The organism is Oceanisphaera marina, assembly GCF_014643915.1.
Taxonomy (GTDB): Bacteria; Pseudomonadota; Gammaproteobacteria; order Enterobacterales; family Aeromonadaceae; genus Oceanimonas; species Oceanimonas marina.
In genome coordinates this window covers 1-24447 of sequence record NZ_BMKE01000018.1, presented here as the reverse complement: position 1 = coordinate 24447, position 24447 = coordinate 1, and the positions used below count along the sequence as shown (strand labels likewise).

Annotated in this window: 23 protein-coding genes; 19 read left to right on the top strand and 4 right to left on the bottom strand. The window is 50.9% G+C overall.

What is annotated here, in order from left to right:
- Positions 1–36 precede the first annotated feature (36 nt).
- Positions 37–1836, bottom strand: a complete 1800-nt coding sequence (locus tag IEW52_RS11330; protein WP_188630190.1) for an MOSC domain-containing protein — start codon at positions 1834–1836, stop codon at positions 37–39.
- A 108-nt stretch (positions 1837–1944) separates the two neighbouring features.
- Between IEW52_RS11330 and IEW52_RS11325 the strand changes: the two genes are divergently transcribed.
- Positions 1945–2301 (top strand): RidA family protein, encoded by a 357-nt coding sequence (locus IEW52_RS11325; RefSeq protein ID WP_188630189.1) that lies wholly within the window; start codon positions 1945–1947, stop codon positions 2299–2301.
- A gap of 133 nt (positions 2302–2434) precedes the next feature.
- On the opposite strand, the gene gdhA is transcribed toward IEW52_RS11325, so the two are convergent.
- Positions 2435–3787 (bottom strand): NADP-specific glutamate dehydrogenase, encoded by a 1353-nt coding sequence (gene gdhA / locus IEW52_RS11320; protein ID WP_188630188.1) that lies wholly within the window; start codon positions 3785–3787, stop codon positions 2435–2437.
- Positions 3788–4063: 276 nt separating this feature from the next.
- Between gdhA and mioC the strand changes: the two genes are divergently transcribed.
- From mioC to glmS, 17 genes are all read left to right on the top strand, one after another.
- Positions 4064–4510, top strand: coding sequence for an FMN-binding protein MioC (gene mioC / locus IEW52_RS11315; RefSeq protein WP_188630187.1), 447 nt, complete (start codon positions 4064–4066; stop codon positions 4508–4510).
- Positions 4511–4999: 489 nt separating this feature from the next.
- On the top strand, positions 5000–6889 hold the full coding sequence (gene mnmG, locus IEW52_RS11310) for a tRNA uridine-5-carboxymethylaminomethyl(34) synthesis enzyme MnmG (protein WP_188630186.1): 1890 nt from the start codon (positions 5000–5002) through the stop codon (positions 6887–6889).
- Positions 6890–6898: 9 nt separating this feature from the next.
- Positions 6899–7531: a 16S rRNA (guanine(527)-N(7))-methyltransferase RsmG gene (gene rsmG / locus IEW52_RS11305; protein WP_188630185.1), complete on the top strand. Its 633-nt coding sequence runs from the start codon at positions 6899–6901 to the stop codon at positions 7529–7531.
- Positions 7532–7555: 24 nt separating this feature from the next.
- Positions 7556–8359 carry a ParA family protein gene (locus IEW52_RS11300; RefSeq protein WP_188630184.1) on the top strand — a complete coding sequence of 268 codons (804 nt, stop codon included), beginning with the start codon at positions 7556–7558 and terminating at the stop codon, positions 8357–8359.
- A complete protein-coding gene (locus IEW52_RS11295; protein ID WP_188630183.1) occupies positions 8356–9261 on the top strand; it encodes a ParB/RepB/Spo0J family partition protein in 906 nt (301 codons plus the stop codon). The genes IEW52_RS11300 and IEW52_RS11295 overlap by 4 nt, the downstream gene beginning before the upstream one ends.
- Before the next feature lie 201 nt (positions 9262–9462).
- A complete protein-coding gene (locus IEW52_RS11290; RefSeq protein WP_229667917.1) occupies positions 9463–9846 on the top strand; it encodes an ATP synthase subunit I in 384 nt (127 codons plus the stop codon).
- Positions 9847–9854: 8 nt separating this feature from the next.
- The gene (atpB, locus tag IEW52_RS11285; protein WP_188630181.1) at positions 9855–10634 is read left to right on the top strand and encodes a F0F1 ATP synthase subunit A; all 780 of its coding nucleotides are present in this window, start codon (positions 9855–9857) and stop codon (positions 10632–10634) included.
- A 64-nt stretch (positions 10635–10698) separates the two neighbouring features.
- A complete protein-coding gene (atpE, locus tag IEW52_RS11280; RefSeq protein ID WP_086964335.1) occupies positions 10699–10926 on the top strand; it encodes a F0F1 ATP synthase subunit C in 228 nt (75 codons plus the stop codon).
- Positions 10927–10975: 49 nt separating this feature from the next.
- Entirely contained in the window at positions 10976–11446 is a 471-nt protein-coding gene (gene atpF / locus IEW52_RS11275; protein ID WP_188630180.1) for a F0F1 ATP synthase subunit B, read from the top strand.
- Positions 11447–11459: 13 nt separating this feature from the next.
- On the top strand, positions 11460–11990 hold the full coding sequence (gene atpH / locus IEW52_RS11270; protein ID WP_188630179.1) for a F0F1 ATP synthase subunit delta: 531 nt from the start codon (positions 11460–11462) through the stop codon (positions 11988–11990).
- Between the two features lie 14 nt (positions 11991–12004).
- Positions 12005–13546, top strand: a complete 1542-nt coding sequence (atpA, locus tag IEW52_RS11265; RefSeq protein WP_188630178.1) for a F0F1 ATP synthase subunit alpha — start codon at positions 12005–12007, stop codon at positions 13544–13546.
- Positions 13547–13588: 42 nt separating this feature from the next.
- Positions 13589–14449: a F0F1 ATP synthase subunit gamma gene (gene atpG / locus IEW52_RS11260; protein WP_188630177.1), complete on the top strand. Its 861-nt coding sequence runs from the start codon at positions 13589–13591 to the stop codon at positions 14447–14449.
- Positions 14450–14482: 33 nt separating this feature from the next.
- Positions 14483–15871, top strand: coding sequence for a F0F1 ATP synthase subunit beta (atpD, locus tag IEW52_RS11255; RefSeq protein WP_188630176.1), 1389 nt, complete (start codon positions 14483–14485; stop codon positions 15869–15871).
- A gap of 18 nt (positions 15872–15889) precedes the next feature.
- Positions 15890–16306, top strand: coding sequence for a F0F1 ATP synthase subunit epsilon (locus IEW52_RS11250; protein ID WP_188630175.1), 417 nt, complete (start codon positions 15890–15892; stop codon positions 16304–16306).
- Positions 16307–16462: 156 nt separating this feature from the next.
- Positions 16463–17827, top strand: coding sequence for a bifunctional UDP-N-acetylglucosamine diphosphorylase/glucosamine-1-phosphate N-acetyltransferase GlmU (glmU, locus tag IEW52_RS11245; RefSeq protein ID WP_188630174.1), 1365 nt, complete (start codon positions 16463–16465; stop codon positions 17825–17827).
- A gap of 242 nt (positions 17828–18069) precedes the next feature.
- The gene (locus IEW52_RS11240; RefSeq protein ID WP_188630173.1) at positions 18070–18840 is read left to right on the top strand and encodes a DeoR/GlpR family DNA-binding transcription regulator; all 771 of its coding nucleotides are present in this window, start codon (positions 18070–18072) and stop codon (positions 18838–18840) included.
- 10 nt (positions 18841–18850) lie between these two features.
- Positions 18851–20683: a glutamine--fructose-6-phosphate transaminase (isomerizing) gene (gene glmS / locus IEW52_RS11235; RefSeq protein WP_188630172.1), complete on the top strand. Its 1833-nt coding sequence runs from the start codon at positions 18851–18853 to the stop codon at positions 20681–20683.
- Positions 20684–20698: 15 nt separating this feature from the next.
- Here the strand turns inward: glmS and IEW52_RS11230 are convergent, their stop codons facing one another.
- A complete protein-coding gene (locus tag IEW52_RS11230; protein ID WP_188630171.1) occupies positions 20699–21637 on the bottom strand; it encodes a LuxQ periplasmic sensor domain-containing protein in 939 nt (312 codons plus the stop codon).
- Complete coding sequence (locus tag IEW52_RS11225) at positions 21615–22718, bottom strand: substrate-binding domain-containing protein (protein WP_188630170.1); 1104 nt, start codon at positions 22716–22718, stop codon at positions 21615–21617. The genes IEW52_RS11230 and IEW52_RS11225 overlap by 23 nt, the downstream gene beginning before the upstream one ends.
- A gap of 251 nt (positions 22719–22969) precedes the next feature.
- On the opposite strand from IEW52_RS11225, the gene paeA reads away from it, so the two are divergent.
- The gene (gene paeA, locus IEW52_RS11220; RefSeq protein ID WP_188630169.1) at positions 22970–24286 is read left to right on the top strand and encodes a polyamine export protein PaeA; all 1317 of its coding nucleotides are present in this window, start codon (positions 22970–22972) and stop codon (positions 24284–24286) included.
- Positions 24287–24447: the final 161 nt, after the last annotated feature.

The following is a 24447-nucleotide window of genomic DNA, read 5'->3' as shown; positions in this document are numbered from 1 at the left end:
AGGGGTAAGGGTATCGTCCCCTTTCCGCTTTACTCATTACGACAAGACCACATCCGACAGCGGTACGCAGCAGCAGGTCAATACCATGCCCGCTTCGCGCTCTGATGCCGACAAGGCCGGTGCGTCAGGTTGATCCACTTCACCTGCAATCAGCTGCTGTTTACAGCTACCACAAATTCCGGCTCGGCAAGACCAGGGCAAAGAGATCCCCTGATTTTCGCCTTGAGTCAGCAGATCTTGTTGGTTATTACCCGTAAAGGATTTTTCGCCTATGCGTATGGTCACGGCTTGTGTTTCACGTGAAACAGTGACGCTTTGCGGACTGGCAAAATACTCTTGCTGCAGGCGGGACGCAGGTAAACCCAGCGCCAATAGCCAACTACGCGTTTGCTGCATAAAACCGGCGGGGCCACAGAGATAGGTTTGTCGTTCCTGCAACGCTGTAATGCCAGCCAGGTGGCCCAGAGTCAGACGCCCGCCCTCGCCTGTTGTGGGCTGGGTCAATACAAACTCCAGTCGCATACCAGTATGGCGATCAGCCAATTGTTGCAACTCTTCAACGGCGGGTATGTCAGCCTCGGTACGACAGACATGAATAAACACCACATCCTTCAGCTGCTGATGATCAGCCAAGGCTCGGATCATCGACAGCATGGGTGTAATGCCCGAGCCAGCCGACAGTAAAAGATAGCGTTCGGCAGCTTGCAGCACAAACTCCCCTGCGGGGGCATGAGCCAGCAGCGTCTTGCCGGGCAGCAGATGTTCGGCCAACCAGGAGGATATCAGGCCGTCAGGCTGGCGTTTCACACTGATGCCATAACGACCCGGTCGAGTCGGGCTGGAACTCAGGGTGTAATAACGCAGATAGCGCTTGCCTGCTATATCCAGCGCAATCGGCAAATGTTGCCCCGCTTTGTAATCGGCCAGTGATTTACCGTCAGTTGGCTCCAGCCAATAAGTGGTCATATCGGGTGTGAGCAACTCACGCGCTACACATTTCAAAGAGCGCCGTTTTGGGGCTGTGTCCGCATAAATGGGGGCCGAGGCGTATTCCAATACCTCCACCTCATCACCTTTCTTGATGATACCTTCATTGAGTGCAATCAGGTTTTGTCCAAAATACACCTCGCCGTCTTCTCCGCGCCGATAGCGCAGCAAGGTTGCCAGTGGTTCTTTTATGGCATTAAAACCTTCAGTCCCCGGCTCTATGGTGGTCATCACACATCGGCTGCAGGGTTTGGCCACTAAAAATTCAACCTCACCAATACGAATATGTCGCCAACCATCTTCTTCAAAGGCTCTGTTGCCCGCCACCACGATATTGGGGCGAAATTGAGACATCAGCAATTGCGCATCCGCCCTTAGATTAAGATCGTTCAACGAAGCTTCAGATATCAGCAACAAAGGATAACCATCGGCAAAGCTCACCCGGGTTCCCAGCTTGTCGCGATAGCGTTGCGAGCACTCCCCCAGCCATAACAGCTGCAGCGGTTCTCCCAGGATCTGGCTAAACCAGGCATCGTAATCCGGATGGGTGCTTAGCGCGATAAAGTCATCATCCCACACAGTCGTGGTCATGGGCTGCTGTAAAAAAGCGGAGTGACGTACCTCGAGCAGCTGATCGCCATAGCGCACAGCCAATCCCCCCGCTACAAGCTTGACCTGAATGCTTTGCAGCCGAGGATGAGTCCGAGCCGTTACAAAGCAACCATCGGGCTTGGCCAGCATATAACGCCGATCATTCAGAATGCCTTCATGTGTCACAAAGGCTTCATTTGAGGATACAAAAGCTGCCGATTTAAGCGGATAGATATTCAGCTCCGTGATCGCCGCCATATATTTCATCCTTTTATTCATTAAACGTTTACAACGTCAGTCCAAAGGTTAAGGTTTGCATCATATAACCGCTTTTATGCCTACTTTTATACCTAATCCGGAGTACAAATGACTATAGAACGCCAGCAGGTTGCGCAACGTATGAGCCGTATCGTCAAGCACAACGGCACCATTTATCTGTGTGGTCAGGTCTGTAAAGATGCCAGCAAGGATATTACCGAACAAACGGTCACCATGCTGGATAAAGTTGATGAGTTGCTGCTGGCTGCAGGTTCAAGCCGCGAGCATATGCTGTCTGCCACTATCTATTTAAAAACCATGGCGGATTTTGCCGACATGAATGCGGTATGGGATGCCTGGGTGCCCGAAGGCCATGCACCGGCTCGCGCGTGCGTAGAAGCAGCCATGGCTCGTCCCGAACTGCTGGTGGAAATTTCAGTGATTGCCGTTGAACGTGCAGCCTAAATAACGCATTACGCCATACGCTATCCGTTAAAAACGAACTGAACGTAAGCGTGAAGCAAAAAGAAAAGCCCCGAGCAGTGAGGCCCGGGGCTTTTTTTCTTACAGCTTAAAACTTAAAGCTGATGGCTGTCGCTTAAACGACGCCCTGCTCTATCATGGCATCGGCTACTTTGCGGAAACCGGCAATGTTAGCGCCCAGCACCAGGTTGTGCGGTTCGCCAAACTCGGCAGCGGTTTCGCTGGCATTCAGATAGATGTTCTTCATGATCACTTTCAGCTTCTCGTCTACTTCCTCGAAGCTCCAGCGTTGCATGCTCGCATTCTGCGCCATTTCCAGCTGACTGGTGGCAACGCCACCGGCATTGGCTGCTTTACCCGGGCCATAATGAATCTTGGCGGCCAGGAACACTTCCACGGCATCCTGAGTTGAAGGCATGTTTGCACCTTCAGATACCCCGATACAACCATTGGCAACCAGCACCTTGGCATCGGCTTCGCTCAACTCGTTTTGAGTTGCACAAGGGAAAGCCAAATCGGCTGGCTGACGCCATACTGCATTACCGTCTTCAGGATATTCAGCAATCGGGATGAACTTGGCATCTGGATGCGCAGTCAGGTACTCGTTCAAACGAACCTTGCGTACTTCTTTCAGATCTTTCAGGGTATCGAGGTTCACACCCGCTTCGTGGTATATAGTACCACTTGAGTCTGAACAGCTTACTGGAATAGCACCCAGCTGGTACAGCTTCTCGATGGTATAAATGGCCACGTTACCGGCACCGGATACCAGACAACGTTTGCCAACCAGAGAATCACCCTTGTCTTCCAGCATATACTGGGCAAAGTAAACGCAGCCATAGCCGGTCGCTTCTTTACGAACCAGTGAACCGCCCCACAGCAGGCTCTTGCCGGTGAATACACCGTCATAGTTGCCAGTCAGACGCTTGTACTGGCCAAACATATAGCCGATTTCACGTGCACCTACGCCGATATCACCGGCAGGTACGTCGGTCGTCGGGCCTATGTGGCGATACAGCTCATTGATGAAAGACTGGCAGAAACGCATGATTTCGCCGTCTGACTTGCCCTTGGGATCGAAGTTGGCACCCCCTTTACCGCCGCCAATTGGCAGACCGGTCAGGGCGTTTTTAAAGATTTGTTCGAAACCGAGGAATTTGATGATGCTGGCGTTTACGCTGGGATGGAATCTGAGGCCGCCCTTATAAGGACCGAGGGCCGAGTTGAACTCGATGCGATAACCCTTGTTGACCTGAACCTTGCCTTGGTCATCAACCCAGGGAACCCGGAACATGATTTGACGCTCTGGCTCAACAATGCGTTCGATAATAGAGTTCAGCTGATACTGTTCGTTGGTTTCAAGGATGGGCTGTAACGAGTCCAGCACCTCCTCTACAGCCTGATAGAACTCAGCTTGAGCAGGGCTGGTCTTCTTGAGTTTGGTGATGGTGTTATGAATATACGTCACGATATCTTCCTTGTTATTTTGTAAAACTCTTATCGGGATACAGATTGAGACCCGCTTCTATTGAAATATGGATTGCGGTATCTGGTCAATGCCATTACACAATTAAAAATGGAATATTTATGCATTATTAGCACTAAATACTCAGAAATACATCTTTAACCGCACTAGAGCATGCCCGTTCAACTAAGGCTAACCTGCCTTGTCGGCCCCTATCTTACACCGACTATCGCCGCAGACGATGCTAAAATCACCACTTTTATTACATTAAGGGAATGTATGAGTCATTTCACCCTCTTGGTGGGTTCAACATTGGGCTCGGCCGAAGATCTTGCCGACGAGCTCTCCGAGATCCTGAAAAACCACGGTCATCAAACGGTTATTCACACTTCTCCCCAGCTTGATCACATCTTGATCAAGCCCGATCACTATCTGTTATTGATCTGTTCTACCCACGGGGCTGGCGATCTGCCCGATAACATTCACCCCCTGTTTCAGCAGCTGACTCAACAGCAGCCAAATCTGGCGGGACTTCAATATCTTGCCGTGGGTTTGGGAGATTCTTCTTATGATACTTTCTGTCATGCCATACAAACACTGGATGCTCAGCTCACCCAGTTGGGTGGAACACGCGTGGCCGAGTTACTTGCCATCGATGTCAGCCTGGCGGATCCTCCAGAGGTGATCGCCAAAAAATGGCTCGATCACTGGATATATCACCACTAGATCCTGCTTTTATTGCTGCTGTTACGGATCCGACTCAGGTTGGATCCCGACGTCTAAAAAATTCTTTCCACCAAGTTATCAACAGATCCGGCCTTCCGATCCCGCTCTCAGACTGAAACCTGAAAAGCCGGCACTGTGCATAACAATGGACAAATCCGGTGTTAAACCTATAGTTATCCTCTTAATTAAATAAATCACCCTGAGCCTATGTGGATAACCATGCTAGTTACCCACCGGATCAAGGGAGCCTGTCTCAAGGTTGTACACAGCAAGCGATCATACTTAAGCTCATGATCTTAAAGATCAAAAAGTGCTTATTAACAGAAAAGGATCTCCTTAATAATAGATCTAACAGAAGATCTCTCTAGAGATCTAAGATCTATTAAGCACAGCAAAGATCCTCTCGATCGCATTTCCATCCCATCGATAAAACAGCTAAAATGATCGACCTTCGGGATCCTTACACCGCTTGTCTCAAGAGTATCTGTTATGCACTATGAAGAATCATTTGACGTAATCGTTGTTGGTGGTGGCCATGCTGGCACAGAAGCCGCTGCCGCTGCCGCTCGTATGGGGGCAAACACCCTGTTGTTAACCCATAACATCGATACTCTGGGACAAATGTCATGCAATCCGGCTATTGGCGGTATTGGTAAAGGCCATCTGGTCAAGGAGATCGATGCGCTTGGCGGGATCATGGGCATGGCTGCCGACAACGCGGGGATTCAGTTCAGAACCCTGAATGCATCAAAAGGACCGGCAGTCAGAGCCACTCGTGCCCAGGCGGATCGTCAACTATATCGCCAGGCAGTCAGAACCCGACTCGAAAATCAGCCTAATTTAAAGATCTTTCAGCAAGCCTGTGATGATCTGATCCTTGAAGGCGACGTTGTGGTCGGGGTCGTCACTCAAACGGGGCTTAGGTTTCGTGCCAAGACAGTGGTATTGACGGTAGGAACTTTCCTCAATGGCTTGATCCACATCGGTATGGATAATTACAAAGGCGGTCGTGCTGGTGATCCACCGTCCATCGCCCTTGCTCAACGGTTACGTGAATTGCCGTTACGTATCGATCGGCTGAAAACCGGCACCCCGCCCAGAATTGATGCCAACAGCGTGGATTTTTCGGTTATGCAGGCACAGCCTGGTGATAACCCAACGCCGGTGTTTTCGTTTATCGGTAGCCGTGAGGATCAACCCAGACAGATCCCCTGTTACATCACGCATACCAATGAAAAAACCCACGATGTGATCCGTGAAAACCTGGATCGAAGCCCCATGTACGCGGGTGTGATCGAAGGGATCGGCCCTCGCTATTGTCCTTCGATCGAAGACAAGATCATGCGCTTTGCCGACAAGACTTCTCATCAGATCTTTGTTGAGCCAGAAGGCCTGACCAGCACGGAGCTATATCCCAACGGCATCTCCACCAGCCTGCCGTTCGATGTGCAGCTGAAGATCGTGCGTTCAATCAAAGGCTTTGAACAGGCACACATCATGCGTCCTGGTTATGCCATCGAATATGATTATTTTGATCCTCGTGACCTGAAGATCAACATGGAAAACAAATGCTTGCATAACCTGTTTTTTGCCGGCCAGATCAACGGCACCACAGGTTATGAAGAAGCTGCGGCTCAAGGCATGCTCGCGGGTTTGAATGCCGCCCAGCGTGCCTTTGGCAAAGAGGCCTGGTCTCCACGACGTGATCAGGCTTATCTGGGCGTGATGATGGACGATCTTTCTACCCTGGGTACTCAAGAGCCCTATCGCATGTTTACCAGCCGAGCCGAATATCGTTTGTTGCTGCGTGAAGACAATGCCGATATCCGCTTGACCGAAGAAGGACGCAAGCTGGGATTGGTCGACGATCATCGCTGGGCACTGTTTTGCGACAAAATGGAGCAGATCACTCAAGAGACACAACGGCTACGCGATAACTGGGTAAGCCCTGCTCACGACGTAGCCCCGACGTTGAACGCCTTGTTGAAATCGCCGCTAAGCAAAGAACATACTTTTGAAGAATTATTACGCCGCCCTGAGCTGGATTACCACAAGCTGATGTCGGTAGAGGGTATTGGTCCGGCCATCGCGCACGAACAAGCGGCCGAACAGGTAGAAATTCAGATTAAATATGCCGGGTACATAGAGCGCCAGAAAGGCGAAATAGAAAAGCATTTGCGTAATGAGCATACTCGTTTGCCACTGGATCTGGACTATAACGAAGTACCAGGGCTGTCTCATGAGGTGATCATCAAGCTCAACCAGGCCAAGCCGGAAACCCTGGGCATGGCATCGCGTATTTCCGGTGTCACTCCGGCTGCCATTTCCATCTTGTTGGTTCACCTGAAAAAGCGCGGTTTGCTGCGCAAGTCGGCGTAAAGAGTAAACATGAAAGAACAGCTAAAGAACACATTAGAGCGCTTGCTGGCTCAAACCGAACTGACCGTTAGCGAAGAGCAAATCGATCAGCTGGTTACATTGGTTACCTTGCTCGATAAGTGGAATAAAGCCTTTAATCTGACCTCGGTACGGGATCCACAAAACATGATCGGCCGGCACATGGTCGACAGCCTGGTAGTGAGTCCTTACCTGCAGGGGCAGCGTTTTATCGATGTGGGCACCGGCCCGGGGTTACCCGGTTTGCCGCTGGCCATTGTCAATCCTGACAAACAGTTCGTATTGCTCGACAGTCTGGGCAAGCGTATTCGTTTTATCCGCATGGTCATCCATCAACTCGGGCTCACCAACGTGATTGCAGTACAAAGTCGCGTCGAGAATTATGTGCCCGAGCAAAAGTTTGATGCCGTGCTCAGTCGGGCCTTTGCTTCGCTGGATGACATGGTAAGCTGGTGCGCACATCTGCCCGGACCGGATGGCCAGTTTTTGGCCTTGAAAGGACAATATCCGGAGCAGGAGTTACAATCATTGCCTGCTCATCTCGCTCTGGACCGGGTATATCCCCTGAGCGTGCCGGAGCAGGACGGAGATCGCCATCTGGTGGTCATTAAATTAGCTAGGTAGCTAGCCAGTCAGTAGAGGTATTCGGTGGGAAAAGTCATTGCCATTGCCAATCAGAAAGGGGGCGTGGGTAAAACCACAACCTGTGTCAACTTGGCGGCATCCATGGCCGCAACCAAGCGCAAGGTATTGGTAATCGACTTGGATCCCCAGGGCAATGCCACCATGGCCAGCGGTATCGATAAATATCAGGTGGCCAATACCGCCTATGAGCTGCTGGTGGATGAAGTGCCGATCGATCAGGTGGTTGAGCGTGAAACCAGCGGTGGCTATCATCTGGTGGCCGGCAACGGCGATGTGACTGCCGCCGAAATCAAGCTGATGGAAGTGTTTGCCCGCGAAGTTCGACTACGCAATGCTCTGGCTCCGGTTCGTGATTATTACGATTATATTTTTATCGACTGCCCCCCTTCCCTGAACCTGCTGACCGTGAATGCCATGTCGGCGGCCGATTCGGTATTGGTGCCCATGCAGTGCGAGTATTTTGCTCTCGAAGGGCTGACCGCCCTGGTCGACACCATCAGCAAGCTGGCGGCGGTGGTGAATCCAGATTTAAAAATCGAAGGAATATTGCGAACCATGTTCGATCATCGAAATCGACTGTCGAATGAGGTGTCCGATCAGCTTAAATCCCACTTTGGTGACAAAGTCTATCGCACCGTTATCCCCCGCAATGTGCGCCTTGCCGAAGCCCCGAGCTTTGGTCAGCCTGCCATGTATTACGATAAATCTTCTCTGGGTGCCAAAGCCTACCTGGCGCTGGCCGGTGAAATACTGCGCCGAGAAGAGCTGGCTGTAGACTCTAACGAATCTTCGGAACAAATAGCATGACGATAAAACGACGTGGTTTGGGTAAAGGACTCGATGCTTTACTCAGTACCAGCTCGGCCGCGAATCTGCGTCAGCATCAGGCTGACACTCATTCTCAGCCTGCAGCCAATGGTGATTTGCAAACTCTGGCATTAAACGAATTGCAGCCTGGCAAATATCAGCCCCGCCGCGATATGTCACAGGTGGCACTGGAAGAACTGGCCACCTCTATCCGCCAGCAAGGCATTATTCAGCCTATAGTGGTACGCCCCCTGGCGGAGGGAAACTATGAAATTCTGGCCGGCGAGCGGCGCTGGCGAGCGGCACGCATCGCCGGTTTGAGCCAGGTGCCCTGCCTGATCAAGGACGTGGCCGATAAAGAAGCCATGGCCATCGGGCTTATCGAAAATATCCAGCGTGAAGATCTCAATGTCATCGAAGAGTCGCGCGCCCTGTCGCGATTGATCGAAGAGTTTGGCTTTACCCATCTGTCGGTAGCCGAAGCGGTAGGTAAGAGTCGCAGCACCGTTTCCAACCTGTTGCGCCTTGCTCAACTCAACGATGAAGTGAAGCAATTGGTTGAGCACGGTTCGCTGGAAATGGGCCATGCCCGTGCCCTGTTGGCCATTAGCGGCGAACAGCAGACCGAACTGGCTCGCTTGGTGGCACAAAAAGGTCTGACGGTTCGTGAAACCGAAAAGTTGGTAAAACAGGCACTCACACCTAAAAAAGAGACGATTACCCAGCCAAGATCCTTGCTGATGAGCCAGCTTGAGCAGGAAATGGGGGCGAAACTGGGAGCAAAAGTAGAAATCAAGTCGACTCACAAAGACAAAGGCAAGCTGGTCATTTCATATAACTCATTGAATGAACTTGACAAAATAAGCCATTTTTTTGGCATCAACGACGAGCCGGAAATGTAACTGATAAAAAATGTTCAATTAGTTTAACTCGTGGTAAATGGTCGGAAAAACCGTAGTTAGCCAGCGAAAATAAGGGCTTACTGCAATTGCATTTACGCGGGGCACGGGTATAATTTGACCTGCTTTTTTGGGGCTTAGCTGACAACACCTTTGTGTGTGGCCAATAAGCCCCTAACTGTATCAGGAGTGATTGTGGACCAAATGAAGCGGCACCTGAGCGACAAGCAAATGGCGCTGGTGATCTTGTGTTGTCAATTACTCCTGGTGGTGGCAGTCGCTACCTTGTTTTTTTATCAGCAAGGTGAGGCTGTCGCTCGTTCCGCCCTTATTGGGGGTGGAATCTACTGGGTTCCCCAATGTCTGTTCAGCATACGCGTGTTGGCCTTTAGTACCAAAGGCGCTACGTCGAGCAGTGTTGTGGCGGACTTTTACAGCGGGGCTGGGATTAAGTTTGGCAGTACTATCTTGTTGTTTGTGATAGTGCTCAAGTACATGGAGGTGCTTCATGCTCCTTTGTTTACGGCTTACGCCCTTGCATTGCTGATGCAGTGGATTGTTTCGTTCACTCTCAACAACCGTTACTAGGAAAACACATGGCTGCAACAGGAGATGTCTTAACTTCCCAGGGTTATATTTCTCACCATCTGACTCATTTACAGATTGGTTCGGGATTTTGGGCGTTAAATATCGATTCTTTGCTTGTTTCCGTTGTCCTGGGAATACTGTTCTTGTGGCTGTTCCACAAGGTTGCCACTCGTGCAACCAGTGGTGTGCCAGGCAAGTTGCAATGTGCCGTTGAGCTGTTAGTAGGCTTTGTAGATACCGCCGTTAAAGACGTCTTCCATGGTAAAAGTGCGTTGATTGCGCCTATGGCGCTGACCATTTTTGTCTGGGTGTTCCTGATGAACTTGATGGATTTACTACCAGTCGACTATCTGCCTTATGGCGCACAATTGCTCGGTGTTCCTTACCTGAGGGTTGTTCCTTCCGCCGATGTTAACATCACCATGTCCCTGGCGTTCTCCGTGTTTATCTTGATTATTGTTTACAGTATCAAGATGAAAGGCGTGTCCGGCTTTGTTAAAGAGCTGACCATGCAACCGTTGAACCATTGGTCCATGATCCCTGTTAACTTGGTGCTTGAGACTGTATCACTGGTCGCCAAGCCTATTTCATTGGGTTTGCGATTGTTCGGTAACATGTATGCCGGTGAGATGATTTTCATCTTGATCGCTGGTTTACTGCCGTGGTGGTCTCAATGGGCCCTTAATGTGCCTTGGGCGATTTTCCACATTTTGATTATCACCCTGCAGGCTTTCATCTTCATGATCTTGTCCGTCGTCTACCTATCGATGGCATCTGAAGAGCATTAATAAAAAAAAGATAACAATACTTTAACAAGCAGTCGTTTAAACCGCTAATAATTGGAGAATAAAAATGGAAATCATCTACATCGCTGCCGCCGTCATGCTGGGCTTTGCTGCTATCGCTGCGTCTATCGGTATTTCTATGCTGGGTGGCAAGTTCATGGAAAGTGCTGCTCGCCAGCCTGACATGCTGCCAGCTCTGCGTACTAACTTCTTTATCGTAGTAGGTCTGGTTGATGCTATTCCTATGATTACCGTTGGTATGGCTCTGTACCTGATTTTCGCCGTTGCTGCTTAATGCCACGGTTTATCAATCAGTCTGCTAACTATTTTAAAGGAGAGTTGCGATGAACATGAACGCAACAATCCTCGGTCAAACGATCGCCTTTATCGTCTTCGTTTGGTTTTGCATGAAGTTTGTATGGCCCCCAATTATGGGTGCCATTGAAGCTCGTCAGAAAGAAATCGCCGAAGGTTTATCTTCAGCGGAGCGCGCCAAGAAAGACCTGGCCCTGGCACAAGATCATGCAACCGAACAGTTGAAAGAAGCCAAGCTGCAGTCAGCTCAAATTGTTGAGCTGGCAAATAAGCGCAAGGCCCAGATCGTCGAGGATGCTACACGTGAAGCTCAGGCTGAGCGTGAAAAAATTCTGGCACAGGCCCAGGCTGAAGTTGAAGCCGAACGCAATCGTGTCAAAGAGGAACTGCGTAAGCAGGTTGCTGCTCTTGCCTTGGTAGGTGCAGAAAGAATCCTCGAGCGTCAAATTGATGCCGCTGCTAATAGCGACATTGTTGAGAAAGTAGTAGCTGAACTGTAAGGGACATAGAGCTATGGACATGATTACCATTGCTCGCCCCTATGCCAAAGCAGCTTTCGATTTTGCCGTTGAGAATAAAGCGGTTGATAACTGGTTATCCATGCTGAGTTTTGCCGCCGTTGTGGCGCAAAATGAAGAGATGGGCGAGGTTATCAACGGCAATCTGAACGCGGAAAAGATGGCCGACGTGTTTTTGGCTGTCTGTGGCGAACAGCTCGATGAGCAAGGCCAGAACCTGATAAAGGCAATGGCCGTAAACGGACGCTTGAGTGTGTTGCCAGCAGTGGTTCAGGAATTCGTCGCAATGAAGGCGGAGCTGGACCGGGAAGTAGAGGCCGAAGTGGTGTCTGCTGCCAAACTGACCAAGCAACAAATGGCCAAGATTCAAGCCTCACTTGAAAAGCGCCTAGATCGCAAAGTGAAGCTGAATTGCAGTGTCGATAAAAAACTGATGGCCGGCATTATTATCAAAGCCGGTGACATGGTCATCGACGGAAGTGTTCGGGGCAGGCTGTCCCGCTTGGCTGAAACGCTGCAATCTTGATTGGGGAATAGAGCATGCAACTGAATTCAACTGAAATTGCCGAGCTGATAAAACAGCGTATCGAGCAATTCAACGTTGTCAGTGAAGCACGAAACGAAGGTACTATCGTCTCTGTAAGTGACGGTATCATCCGTGTTCACGGCCTTGCTGATATCATGCAAGGTGAAATGATCGAACTGCCAGGCGGCCTGTACGCTCTGGCATTGAACCTGGAGCGTGACTCCGTCGGTGCCGTGGTAATGGGTCCGTATACGGATCTGGCCGAAGGCATGAAGGTGCGTTCTACCGGCCGTATCCTGGAAGTTCCAGTAGGTCGTAACCTGCTGGGTCGTGTGGTTAACACCTTGGGTGAACCTATCGATGGTAAAGGCGCAATTGAAGCCGATACTTTTTCACCGGTAGAAATGATTGCACCGGGCGTTATCGACCGTCAATCGGTAGATGAGCCACTGCAAACTGGCTATAAAGCCGTTGATGCCATGATCCCTGTGGGTCGTGGTCAGCGTGAGCTGATCATCGGTGACCGTCAGGTAGGTAAAACGGCTCTGGCCGTTGATGCCATCATCAACCAGAAAAATTCTGGTGTTAAGTGTGTGTACGTGGCCATCGGCCAGAAAGCGTCCACCATTTCTAACGTAGTGCGCAAGCTGGAAGAGCATGGCGCCCTGGCAAACACTATCGTAGTAGTGGCTTCGGCCTCTGAGTCGGCTGCTCTGCAGTACCTGGCTCCCTACTCCGGTTGTGCCATGGGTGAATTCTTCCGTGACCGCGGTGAAGATGCACTGATCGTATACGATGACCTGTCCAAGCAGGCTGTTGCTTATCGTCAGATTTCTCTGCTGCTGCGTCGTCCGCCGGGTCGTGAAGCTTATCCTGGTGACGTTTTCTATCTGCACTCCCGTCTGCTGGAACGCGCATCTCGCGTGTCTGTCGACTATGTAGAAAGATTCACCAAGGGTGAAGTGAAAGGCAAGACCGGTTCTTTGACCGCACTGCCAATCATCGAAACCCAGGCTGGTGACGTGTCAGCTTTCGTACCAACCAACGTGATTTCAATCACCGATGGTCAGATCTTCCTGACTACCGAACTGTTCAACTCAGGCATTCGCCCAGCAGTTGATCCGGGTATCTCCGTATCCCGTGTTGGTGGTGCTGCACAGACCAAGCTTATCAAGAAAGTGTCTGGTGGTATTCGTACCGCTCTGGCCCAGTATCGCGAACTGGCTGCCTTTGCTCAGTTCTCTTCCGACCTGGACGAAGCCACGCGCAAGCAGCTGAATCACGGTCAGAAAGTAACCGAGTTGATGAAGCAGAAGCAATACCGCCCTATGTCTGTTGCTGAACAGGGTCTGGTACTGTTTGCCGCCGAAAATGGCTATCTGGACGATGTTGAGTTGAACCTCATCACTACGTTCGAAGCTGCCCTGCTCGCTTATGCCAGTTCAGAACATGCTGCCACCATGGCAGAGATCAACGAGAAAGCCGACTACAACAAAGATGTTGTTGCTCAGCTGTCTGCGTTGCTGGATAGCTTTAAAGCTACCCAGTCCTGGTAACCATGTGGCAGCGTTTGCTGCCACCTGAATTGGAGAAGCGACATGGCCGGCGCAAAAGAAATACGTAGCAAGATCGGGAGTGTTAAAAACACTCAGAAGATCACCAGCGCTATGGAGATGGTGGCCGCCTCGAAAATGCGCAGAGCGCAGGATCGAATGGACCACAGCCGCCCATACGCTGAAACCATACGCAAGGTGATCGGTCACATCGCGCAAGGGAACTTGGAATACAAGCATCCCTATATGGAAGACCGTGAGGTTAAGCGCGTTGGGTTTATTATTATCTCAACCGACCGTGGCCTGTGTGGTGGCTTGAACATTAACCTGTTCAAAAAGGCCATTACCGACATGAAAGCATGGACCGATCAAGGCGTAAGCATTGATTTGGGTCTGATCGGTAGCAAGGCGGTAAGCTTTTTCAACCGCTATGGCGGCAAGGTCATCGCACAGAAGAGCGGCCTGGGTGATAACCCATCGCTGTCTGAGTTGATTGGCTCCGTTACCGTGATGCTTGAGGCGTACAATACGGGTGAGATAGACAGGCTGTATCTGGTGTACAACAAGTTTGAAAACACCATGGTGCAGGCCCCCAAGATCGATCAACTGTTGCCCTTACCCGCATCGGAAGAAACGGTTGCCACCCACAGCTGGGATTATCTCTATGAGCCGGATCCCAAGTCATTATTAGACAAGCTGCTGGTTCGCTTTGTGGAAGCACAGGTGTATCAGGGTGTGGTAGAAAACCTGGCCAGTGAGCAGGCTGCACGGATGGTGGCAATGAAAGCTGCTACCGATAACGCCGGCGACCTGATCGACGATCTGCAATTGGTGTATAACAAAGCCCGTCAGGCGGCGATTACCCAAGAGCTGAGTGAGATTGTTGCCGGGGCCGGTGCCGTATAAGGCAAGGGTATTCAAAGGTTTAGAGGATTTGACATGAGTAAGGGTATCATAGTCCAAATCATCGGCGCCGTAGTAGACGTGGAATTTCCGCAAGATGCGGTTCCTCGCGTGTATGAAGCGCTGAAGATCACGACTGAAGGTCAGAGCCAGGGCATCGTTCTGGAAGTTCAGCAGCAAATTGGCGGTGGCGTTGTACGCTGTATCGTCATGGGTTCCTCCGACGGCCTGCGCCGTGGTCTGGAAATCGAGCGCACCAACAACCCAATCAAGGTACCGGTAGGTACTCAGACCCTGGGTCGTATCATGGATGTGCTGGGTAACCCAATCGATGAGAAAGGTCCTATCGGTGAAGAAGAGCGTTGGTCTATCCACCGTTCTGCACCTAGCTACGAAGAGCAGTCAAACAGCTCCGAGTTGCTGGAAACCGGTATCAAGGTTATCGATCTGGTTTGTCCGTTCGCCAAAGGCGGTAAAGTCGGTCTGTTCGGTGGTGCCGGTGTTGGTAAAACCGTAAACATGATGGAGCTTATCCGTAACATCGCTATCGAGCACAGTGGTTACTCTGTATTCGCCGGTGTAGGTGAGCGTACTCGTGAAGGTAACGATTTCTATCACGAAATGACCGATTCCAACGTTATCGACAAGGTATCGCTGGTATACGGCCAGATGAACGAGCCACCAGGCAACCGTCTGCGCGTCGCACTGACCGGCCTGACCATGGCCGAGAAGTTCCGTGACGAAGGTCGTGACGTACTGTTCTTCGTAGATAACATCTATCGTTATACCTTGGCAGGTACTGAAGTATCTGCACTGCTGGGCCGTATGCCTTCAGCAGTAGGTTATCAGCCAACACTGGCTGAAGAGATGGGTGTACTGCAAGAGCGTATTACCTCGACCAAGACCGGCTCAATCACTTCCGTACAGGCCGTATACGTGCCCGCGGATGACTTGACCGATCCGTCACCAGCGACCACGTTTGCTCACTTGGATGCAACCGTAGTACTGAGCCGTCAGATCGCTGCTCTGGGTATTTACCCAGCCGTTGATCCGCTGGACTCAACCAGCCGTCAGCTGGATCCACAGGTAGTAGGTGAAGAACACTACGCCGTTGCCCGTGGTGTACAGACTGTACTGCAGCGCTATAAAGAGCTGAAAGACATCATCGCCATCCTGGGTATGGACGAGCTGTCTGAAGACGACAAGCAAACGGTATCTCGTGCTCGTAAAATCGAGCGTTTCCTGTCCCAGCCTTTCTTCGTGGCCGAAGTATTCACCGGTGCTCCTGGTAAGTACGTGTCACTGAAAGATACCATTAGTGGTTTTAAAGGTATTCTGGACGGTGACTACGACTCTATGCCTGAGCAGGCGTTCTACATGGTTGGTTCTATCGACGAAGCTGTCGAGAAAGCCAAGAAACTGTAAGCCTCGAAGGAGAACCTGATGGCCGATTTTAACTTTCATCTGGACATTGTCAGTGCCGAAGAGCGTTTGTACTCTGGCTCTGTCAGTGCGGTGACGGTTTCCGGCTCTGAGGGTGAATTGGGGATCCGTTACGGACACGCCCCCTTGTTGACGGCAATCCGTCCTGGCCTGGTACAGTATCTTACCAAGGCTGGTGAACAAGAAGTTCTGTATATTTCCGGCGGTATGCTGGAAGTACAGGGCAGCAGTGTCACGGTATTAGCCGACACTGCTATTCGCGCCGAAGATCTGGATAAAGCCAAGGCCGAAGAAGCCAAACGAGCGGCGGAAGCCAAATTGCAGAATTCCTCACACGATGTGGATTATGCAGAAGCGGCCGCCGATCTGGCCCGAGCTGTGGCGAAACTGCGCGTGTTGCAGTTGCTTAAAAGATAACGTGCGTTACTCATGCGCGTAAAAAGCGACCTTAGGGTCGCTTTTTTTTTATAAAATGCGCTAAAGAGTGAAGTGTAAAGGGTGAAGAGGTACACAATACCGATAGGTCTCCCCTTCACTCTTTACTCTTCACTCTTAACATAAGGGAAAAACCGAATGACTACACAGGCCGTAATACTGGCAGCGGGTAAAGGTACCCGCATGCGTTCTTCTTTACCCAAGGTACTGCATCCAGTGGCAAACCGGCCTATGGTGAGCCATGTGATAGCAGCGGCACAGGCCTGTGATGTGGACGGTATTCATCTGGTCTATGGCCATGGGGCCGAGCAACTGAAAGCGCGCATTACCGACGCCGGCTTGTGTTGGGTGCATCAGGCCGAGCAACTGGGCACCGGCCATGCGGTGGCGGTGGCCCTGCCCGAAATAACGGATACCGATGACGTACTGGTGCTGTATGGTGATACCCCGTTATTACAGCCGGATACCCTCAAGGCGTTACTGGCCGCCAAGCCTGCGGGCGGTGTGGGCTTGTTAACCGTGAAGCTGGACAACCCAACCGGTTATGGCCGTATCGTGCGGGAAAACGGCAAGGTGGTGGGCATCGTCGAACAGAAGGACGCCAACCCCGAGCAGCTCACCATTAATGAAGTGAATACCGGCGTACTGGTGGCCGAAGCCGGTCTGCTCAAGCGCTGGCTGGGCGCCCTGAACAACAACAATGCCCAGGGCGAATACTACCTGACCGATATCTTCGCCATGGCCCACGCCGACGGCTGTGACATTGCCACCGTGCATCCCGCCAGCACCGCCGAAGTGGAAGGCGCCAACGATCGGGTACAGCTGGCCGGATTGGAGCGGGCTTACCAGAAAATGCAGGCCGAGCGACTGATGCGCGAGGGAGTCACCTTGCTGGATCCGGCGCGGTTCGATCTGCGTGGCACACTGACCGCAGGCGAAGAGGTTACTATCGATGTGAATGTGATCATCGAAGGCAAGGTAGTCCTGGGTAACCGCGTACATATAGGTGCCGGCGCCATACTCAAAGATTGCGTGATTGGCGACGATGCCGTGATCAAGCCGTATTCCCTTATCGAGCAAGCCGAATTGGGAACAGCCAGCAGTGCTGGCCCTTTCGCCCGTTTACGCCCGGGGGCCGTACTGGCAGAAGACGCCCATGTGGGTAACTTCGTGGAAATGAAAAAAGCGCGTCTGGGCAAGGGCTCCAAGGCCGGTCACCTGAGTTATCTGGGCGATGCGGAAATCGGCGAGGGCGTCAACATAGGTGCCGGCACCATCACCTGTAATTATGATGGCGTGAACAAGTTCCAGACCATCATTGAAGATGGCGTTTTCGTTGGCTCCGACACCCAGCTGGTGGCCCCGGTACGCATTGGTAAAAATGCGACTCTGGGCGCCGGTAGTACCGTTACCAAAGACGTGGCCGAAGCCGAACTGGTGATCACGCGGGTGCGCCAGCGTCATATCAAAAATTGGCCACGACCAACCAAGAAAAAGCTGTAAGCGATAAGCTGTCAGCTGTAAGTCAAACCAGCGTGGCTGCGGAATTTGCAGCTGCGTTGGTGGCATTCGTGAGCTTTAATAGCTGAAGTCCCAAGTCCCAAGTCCCAAGTCCCAAGTCCCAAGTCTGAAAAATTCTCTCAAACTCGCCAGCCCCTCGGGATACTGATCGCTGACAGCTTAAAGCTTCCAGCTGTTCTTTTGATCTGCTAGCATTAAGTTTCAAACCGAAACTTAGATGCATCATGTCGAAACGGAATACCCAACAACGTCGTCATACTATTATCACGCTGCTTAATGAGCAGGGTGAAGTCACGGTGGACGAATTAGCCCAGCGTTTTGAAACCTCCGAAGTCACCATTCGCAAGGATCTGACCGCCCTGGAGAAAAACGGTCTGTTGCTGCGCCGTTATGGTGGTGCCGTGCCTGTGCCTAACGAAATGGTGGCCGAGCGAATAGACGAGCCGGTCTCCCAACTGAAACAGGCATTGGCCAAGGCTGCCGCCGAGCGCATTCGTGACCATAATCGCATTATTATCGACAGTGGCAGCACCACGGCCGCCTTGTTGGGGGAGTTGGGCCAGAAACATGGACTGGTCGTGATGACCAACTCTCTGGCGGTAGCCAATGCCTTGCGCGAGCTGGAACCCGAGCCGACCTTGCTGATGACCGGCGGCACCTGGGATGCATCTTCCGAATCTTTTCAGGGCCAGGTTGCCGAGCAGGTATTACGCTCTTACGACTTCGACCAGCTGTTTATTGGCGCCGACAGTATCGATCTGGAGCGGGGTACGACTACCTTTAATGAGCTCACCGCGTTATCACGCGTGATGGCCGACGTGGCGCGCGAGGTGGTGGTGATGGTCGAATCGGATAAAATTGGCCGCAAAATTCCCAATCTTGAACTGCCCTGGCAGGCCATTCACACCTTGGTCACCGATAGTGGCATTACGGCTGAGCAGCAACAACAACTAGAACAAAAGGGCATTAACCTGGTTATTGCTTCCAACTCCTGAGGAATGATTTATGTGCGGAATTGTAGGGGCAGTTGCCCAGCGTGATGTAGCGGAAATCTTGGTGGAAGGGCTGCGTCGTCTTGAGTATCGAGGCTACGACTCGGCGGGGGTGGCCATCGCCGAAGCGCCGGGTCAGTTGGGGCGTTTGCGCCGTTTGGGCAAGGTGCAGGCATTGGCTGACGCACTGCACGAGCAGCCGCTGGCCGGCGGCACCGGTATTGCCCATACCCGTTGGGCGACCCATGGTGAACCTTCTGAGCGTAACGCTCATCCTCATGTCTCTGGTGATATTGTGGTGGTGCATAACGGTATCATCGAAAACCATGAACAGTTGCGGGCTGAGCTGCAGGACAGAGGTTACGAGTTCAGCTCAGACACAGATACCGAAGTGATTGCTCACCTGGTGCATTATCATCGTCAGCAGTGCAACTCACTGCTGGAAGCCCTGCAAACTACAGTAAAAGAATTACGGGGTGCCTATGGCACCGTCCTGATGGATGTACGCGATCCTTCCCGTGTCGTAGTGGCGCGCTCCGGTTCGCCCTTGGTGATTGGTCTGGGGTTGGGCGAGAACTTCATTGCCTCGGATCAGCTGGCGCTGTTGCCGGTGACCCGTCGCTTTATGTTCCTGGAAGAGGGGGACGTTGCAGAGGTAACCCGCCGCGACATCCATGTATTTGATGCCGACGGCAAGCCCGTGGTGCGTGAAGAGCTGGAGTCCGACGTGACCCACGATGCGGGCGACAAGGGCGAATATCGTCATCATATGCTGAAGGAAATCTTTGAGCAGCCCAAAGCCATCACGGATACCCTGGAAGGGCGTATCACCGAGTCGGCGGTGGTGGTCGAGTCGTTCGGCAATGGCGCCCGTGAAATATTTGAAAAGGTCGAGCATATCCAGCTGATTGCCTGCGGCACTTCCTATCATGCGGGTATGGTGGCTCGTTACTGGTTTGAAGCCCTGGCCGGAGTGTCCTGCGATATCGAAATCGCTTCCGAATTTCGCTATCGCAAATCGGTGGTACGGCCTAACAGCCTGCTGATTACCCTGTCCCAGAGCGGTGAAACTGCCGATACCCTGGCGGCGCTGCGCCTGGCCAAGGAGTCGGGTTTCATGAGTAGCCTGGCGATCTGTAATGTGCCCGGTTCTTCCTTGGTACGAGAGTCTGACTTGGCTTTTATGACTCGTGCCGGTGCCGAAATTGGTGTGGCCTCTACCAAGGCGTTTACCACTCAACTGGCCGGATTGTTGATGCTGGTGACGGCTGTGGGGCGTTGTCGTGGCAACATGAGCACAGCAACCGAAAGCGAACTGGTAGCAGGGCTGCGTGCCTTGCCGGGTCATATTGTTGATACCCTGGCATTGGCCGGCGATATCGAAGTGATGGCGGAAGAGTTTGCCGACAAGTACCACAGTTTGTTCCTTGGCCGGGGCGAGCAGTATCCCATCGCCATGGAAGGGGCACTCAAGCTCAAGGAAATCTCTTATATCCATGCCGAAGCTTATGCCGCAGGCGAGCTCAAGCACGGCCCGCTGGCGCTGATCGACGCCGATATGCCGATTATCGTGGTGGCCCCCAATAATGATTTGCTGGAAAAGCTGAAGTCCAACGTCGAAGAAGTGCGTGCCCGAGGCGGTATTCTCTATGTGTTTGCGGACAAGCAGGCGGGCTTCAAAGGTGACGCGACCATGAAGGTGATGCAGGTCAACCATGTGGAAGAGGCCATAGCGCCCATCGTTTATACGATACCACTGCAGTTACTGTCTTATTATGTGGCGCTGATAAAAGGCACCGACGTGGATCAACCAAGAAACCTGGCTAAATCGGTGACTGTTGAGTAACTCCATGATTGAAGGTCAATACCGAGCGTTCGCTTTCAGCCGGTAAAGAGGCACTACAGAAAGTGCCACAAGCACCAACACCAAGGCCAATAACATATGATAGATATTGGCCTTTTTTAATTGCTGAAATGCAGTGTTATCTGTTAGCAGCAGTAATGACAGTTCGCTTGGTTCGCCATTGATAAGCAGCGGCTGTTGGCTGAAATAGTGCCCCTTGATTTGCCCCTGATGCTGTTTACTGGACAGAACCTGGTCAAACACGCTGGAAGGTATATCGGTATTAATCAGGGCCGGCCCTACAGGTTTGCCCTGTAACAGCAGCTGCAGGTTGGTATCTTTAATCCCTTTGCCCAATAAACTTAACAGGGTTAAATTGTCATTCAGTATCAGTCCACCAAATATACTGCCCGTTATCTGTCCTGAATTGGCAGATAGAATAGGATAACGTTGTATCACTGCAATTAGCGGTGAAGGTGAGGGGTCCAGCTCCATACTGGTCCATTTATTATAATAGGGCGTATTGGTGATCAGCGGCTTCAAGCTGTGTTCCAGTAAGTAAAGTGGCGAATTCATATTGGTCCAATATTGATCCTGGCGTGTCAGAATCAGTAAATCCAGATATTCACCATAGCTGTGATCCAAGGTCTTTTCTAACTGCTGCTTGGCGGCCTGTCGATCATTTTGCAATAGTATATTGGCCAGCTCAGGGTTCTCCGCTGTGGAGGATAAGAGGTTATCGAGCCCGCTCAGGTAACTGTCGAGGCGACTTTGTGAACGATCGTTAATCTCCTGTAGTTGATGGCTGATACTGTCATTGACCATGGCTGAAGTACTGCGATATATCAGTAACAATAACGTCATCGCCAGCAATAGCAACAAAGGGAATAACAGGGTTGTCGCAATACCGATCAGGCGGTTGGCGCGTAAGCTATTACTTCGAATAACGGAAAGCATAGTCTTTCAGGCGCTCCAGTTCTTGGGGTGAGGTATATTTATCAACTACGGCAAAATTCCCACTGTAAACCAGCGGAATCAGATGTGCTTTTCCTGTTTGATCCAAACGAATAGCTTCTGCCATGGCAACGCCGCTATCGTCGTTCATGCGCATGACGGTAACATCCAAATGGCCATTGGCCAGAGCCTCAAGCTCGGCGCTGCCACCCCCCCATCCATTGAGAATAATATGCTCTTCCTTGTTCAGTGTTTTCAAGGCATCCATGGCACCAAGGGCAATATCCGTGGTGCAAGCATAAATGAGGTTGATATTATGCTTGGAAGCCAGAGTTTGTAAAACCGCCTGGCGGGCTTTCTCCCGGTTTATATCGGTATAAAAGGCCTGATTCATGGCAAAGCCGGGCTGCTCTGCAGTCAGGCGAATAAATTCATCCCCTCGGGCATGACTGACATAGCCCCGTATCCCGTACAACATCAGATAATTGACTTGTTTTCCTGTCATCTTGTTAATGGCACGGGTCAAGAGTCGGGTGCCTTCTTTATGATCAAAGCCGACATAGAAGAAAGGCTGCCTTGTCCCTAAATGTTTTAGTGGTGTCGTAATATTCATCAAAATGACTTTGGGACGACCACGAGTCATTATTTTGTCTATTAACACTCGATGGCGCAAAGAGTTTAGTGTTAAAACAAGATAATCGGGATCAGTTTTTAATGCGTCAGCTAATTGTTGTTCCTGTTCTCTGTGGGTACTTGTTGGTTGAGAAGAGTAACTTGTTAAATTAAATGGTATGCCTATTTCTTTTAAGCGATGAGTAAAGCTTTTTTTATTCCGATACCAATAATCGGAAACCTGTTGATCTGGAACCAGCATGGCCACCCGTATCGGCGTTGTTGTCGGTATCGTACTGGGTTGAGGTGCTTGTCGTACTCGAGTGGAAAAGTCTTCGAATAATTGACGTTGTTCTGGATATCTATCCAGATATTCCTGAAAGGACCAATAGTCTGAGTTGTCTCCCTGTGCCCAGGCCGGTGTTAGTGCCGCTGAAAGCACCACTATAAACAATAATTTTTTTATGATCATGAGCACAATCCGGGCACTGAGAAAGAAAAATAATGAAACCATATCGATAGGTCTTGAGTCCTGCTTTTTGCGTCATAGCAAGGCAGACTAAACTTGGATTATCCTAACACTTTTCTTGTTTCAGTTCCTTTTGCCGTCCTGATAAATCCTTGCCAAAACCGGTATTCAACGTCTGTCAAACAAGAGATATCGTGATATCCTGAGCTCGTTTTCCCCGGTTTTTTACCTTCTTTTTATCGGTATACATCACTATGACTGTTTTTGAGAATCTACTGGTACTTGTGCTGCTGGTCGCGATTAGCTCGTTTTTTTCGGTATCAGAAATTGCACTGGCCGCATCACGCAAGATGAAGCTGAGGTTGATGGCCAGTGATGGCGATCCCAACGCGGAAAAAGTACTGCTGCTACAAGATCAACCGGGTAACTTCTTTACTGTGGTGCAAATTGGTCTCAATGCGGTAGCGATTCTTGGTGGTATTTTGGGCGAGGCGGCTTTTACTCCTTTTCTTACCGACATTTTACGGATGTTTTTTGAGGGAGCCTGGATAGAAAAAACGGGGTTTATTATGTCCTTTTTTCTGGTGACTTCACTCTTTATCCTGTTTGCCGACCTGATACCCAAGCGGCTGGCCATGATAGCGCCAGAACGGATTGCCGTATCTGTGGTGCGACCGATGGCGTTCTTTATCGTTTTTCTCAAGCCGCTGGTGTGGTTTTTCAATGGCCTTGCCAACCTGTTCTTTCGTCTGTTCAAAGTGCCGACCATGCGCAAGGATGAAATTACGCCGGAAGATATCATTGCCATGATGGATGCTGGCGCGCAGGCCGGGGTGCTGCAAGAGCAAGAACATCATCTGATTGAAAACGTGTTTGATATGGAATCGCGTACCGTTACCTCGGCAATGACGACGCGAGAAAGCCTTATCTATTTTACCTTGATTGAAAGTCAGGACAGCATCAGAGATAAAATCGCCGAGCACCCTCATGCCAAGTTCCTGGTGTGTGAGGACAGTCTGGACAAGGTGATTGGCTACGTAGACTCACGAGATATTCTGATGCAGGTGTTACATCAGCAACCCATCTCGTTGCAAAAAGAAGGCATTATCCGTAATCCGCTGATCATTCCCGATACCTTATCCATGTATGAGGTACTTGAGCACTTCAAAACGGCGGGTGAAGATTTTGCCATCATCATGAATGAGTACGCTATGGTCGTTGGCATCATTACCCTTAAGGATGTCATGAGTATCGTGATGGGAGAATTGGTGCAGTCTCAGGAAGACCATATAGTGTCGCGTGATGCCAACTCCTGGCTGGTAGAAGGCTCTACTCCACTTGAAGACGTGATGCGCGTGCTGGATATAGATGAGTTCCCCAATGATGAGAACTACGAGACCATTGCCGGCTTCATGATGTACATGCTGCGCAAGATACCCAAGCGCACCGATTTTGTTCTGCACGCCAAATACAAGTTTGAAGTGGTGGACATAGACAATTACAAGATAGATCAGTTGCTGGTCACTCGTATTGGTGCGTCAGAACCGGTAATCGAAGATAAATCGAGCTGAAAATAACCGTATTGATGTAACTTTGCGCAATCGATAAAAAAGGTTCGGTTTTTAGCGAAAAGCCCTTGCGCTAAATCTCTCGCTCCCTATAATGCGCATCCACTGACACGGGGCAACACGCCAACGGTCACAAGGGTTTGAAACGAACGAAACAAAGTTTG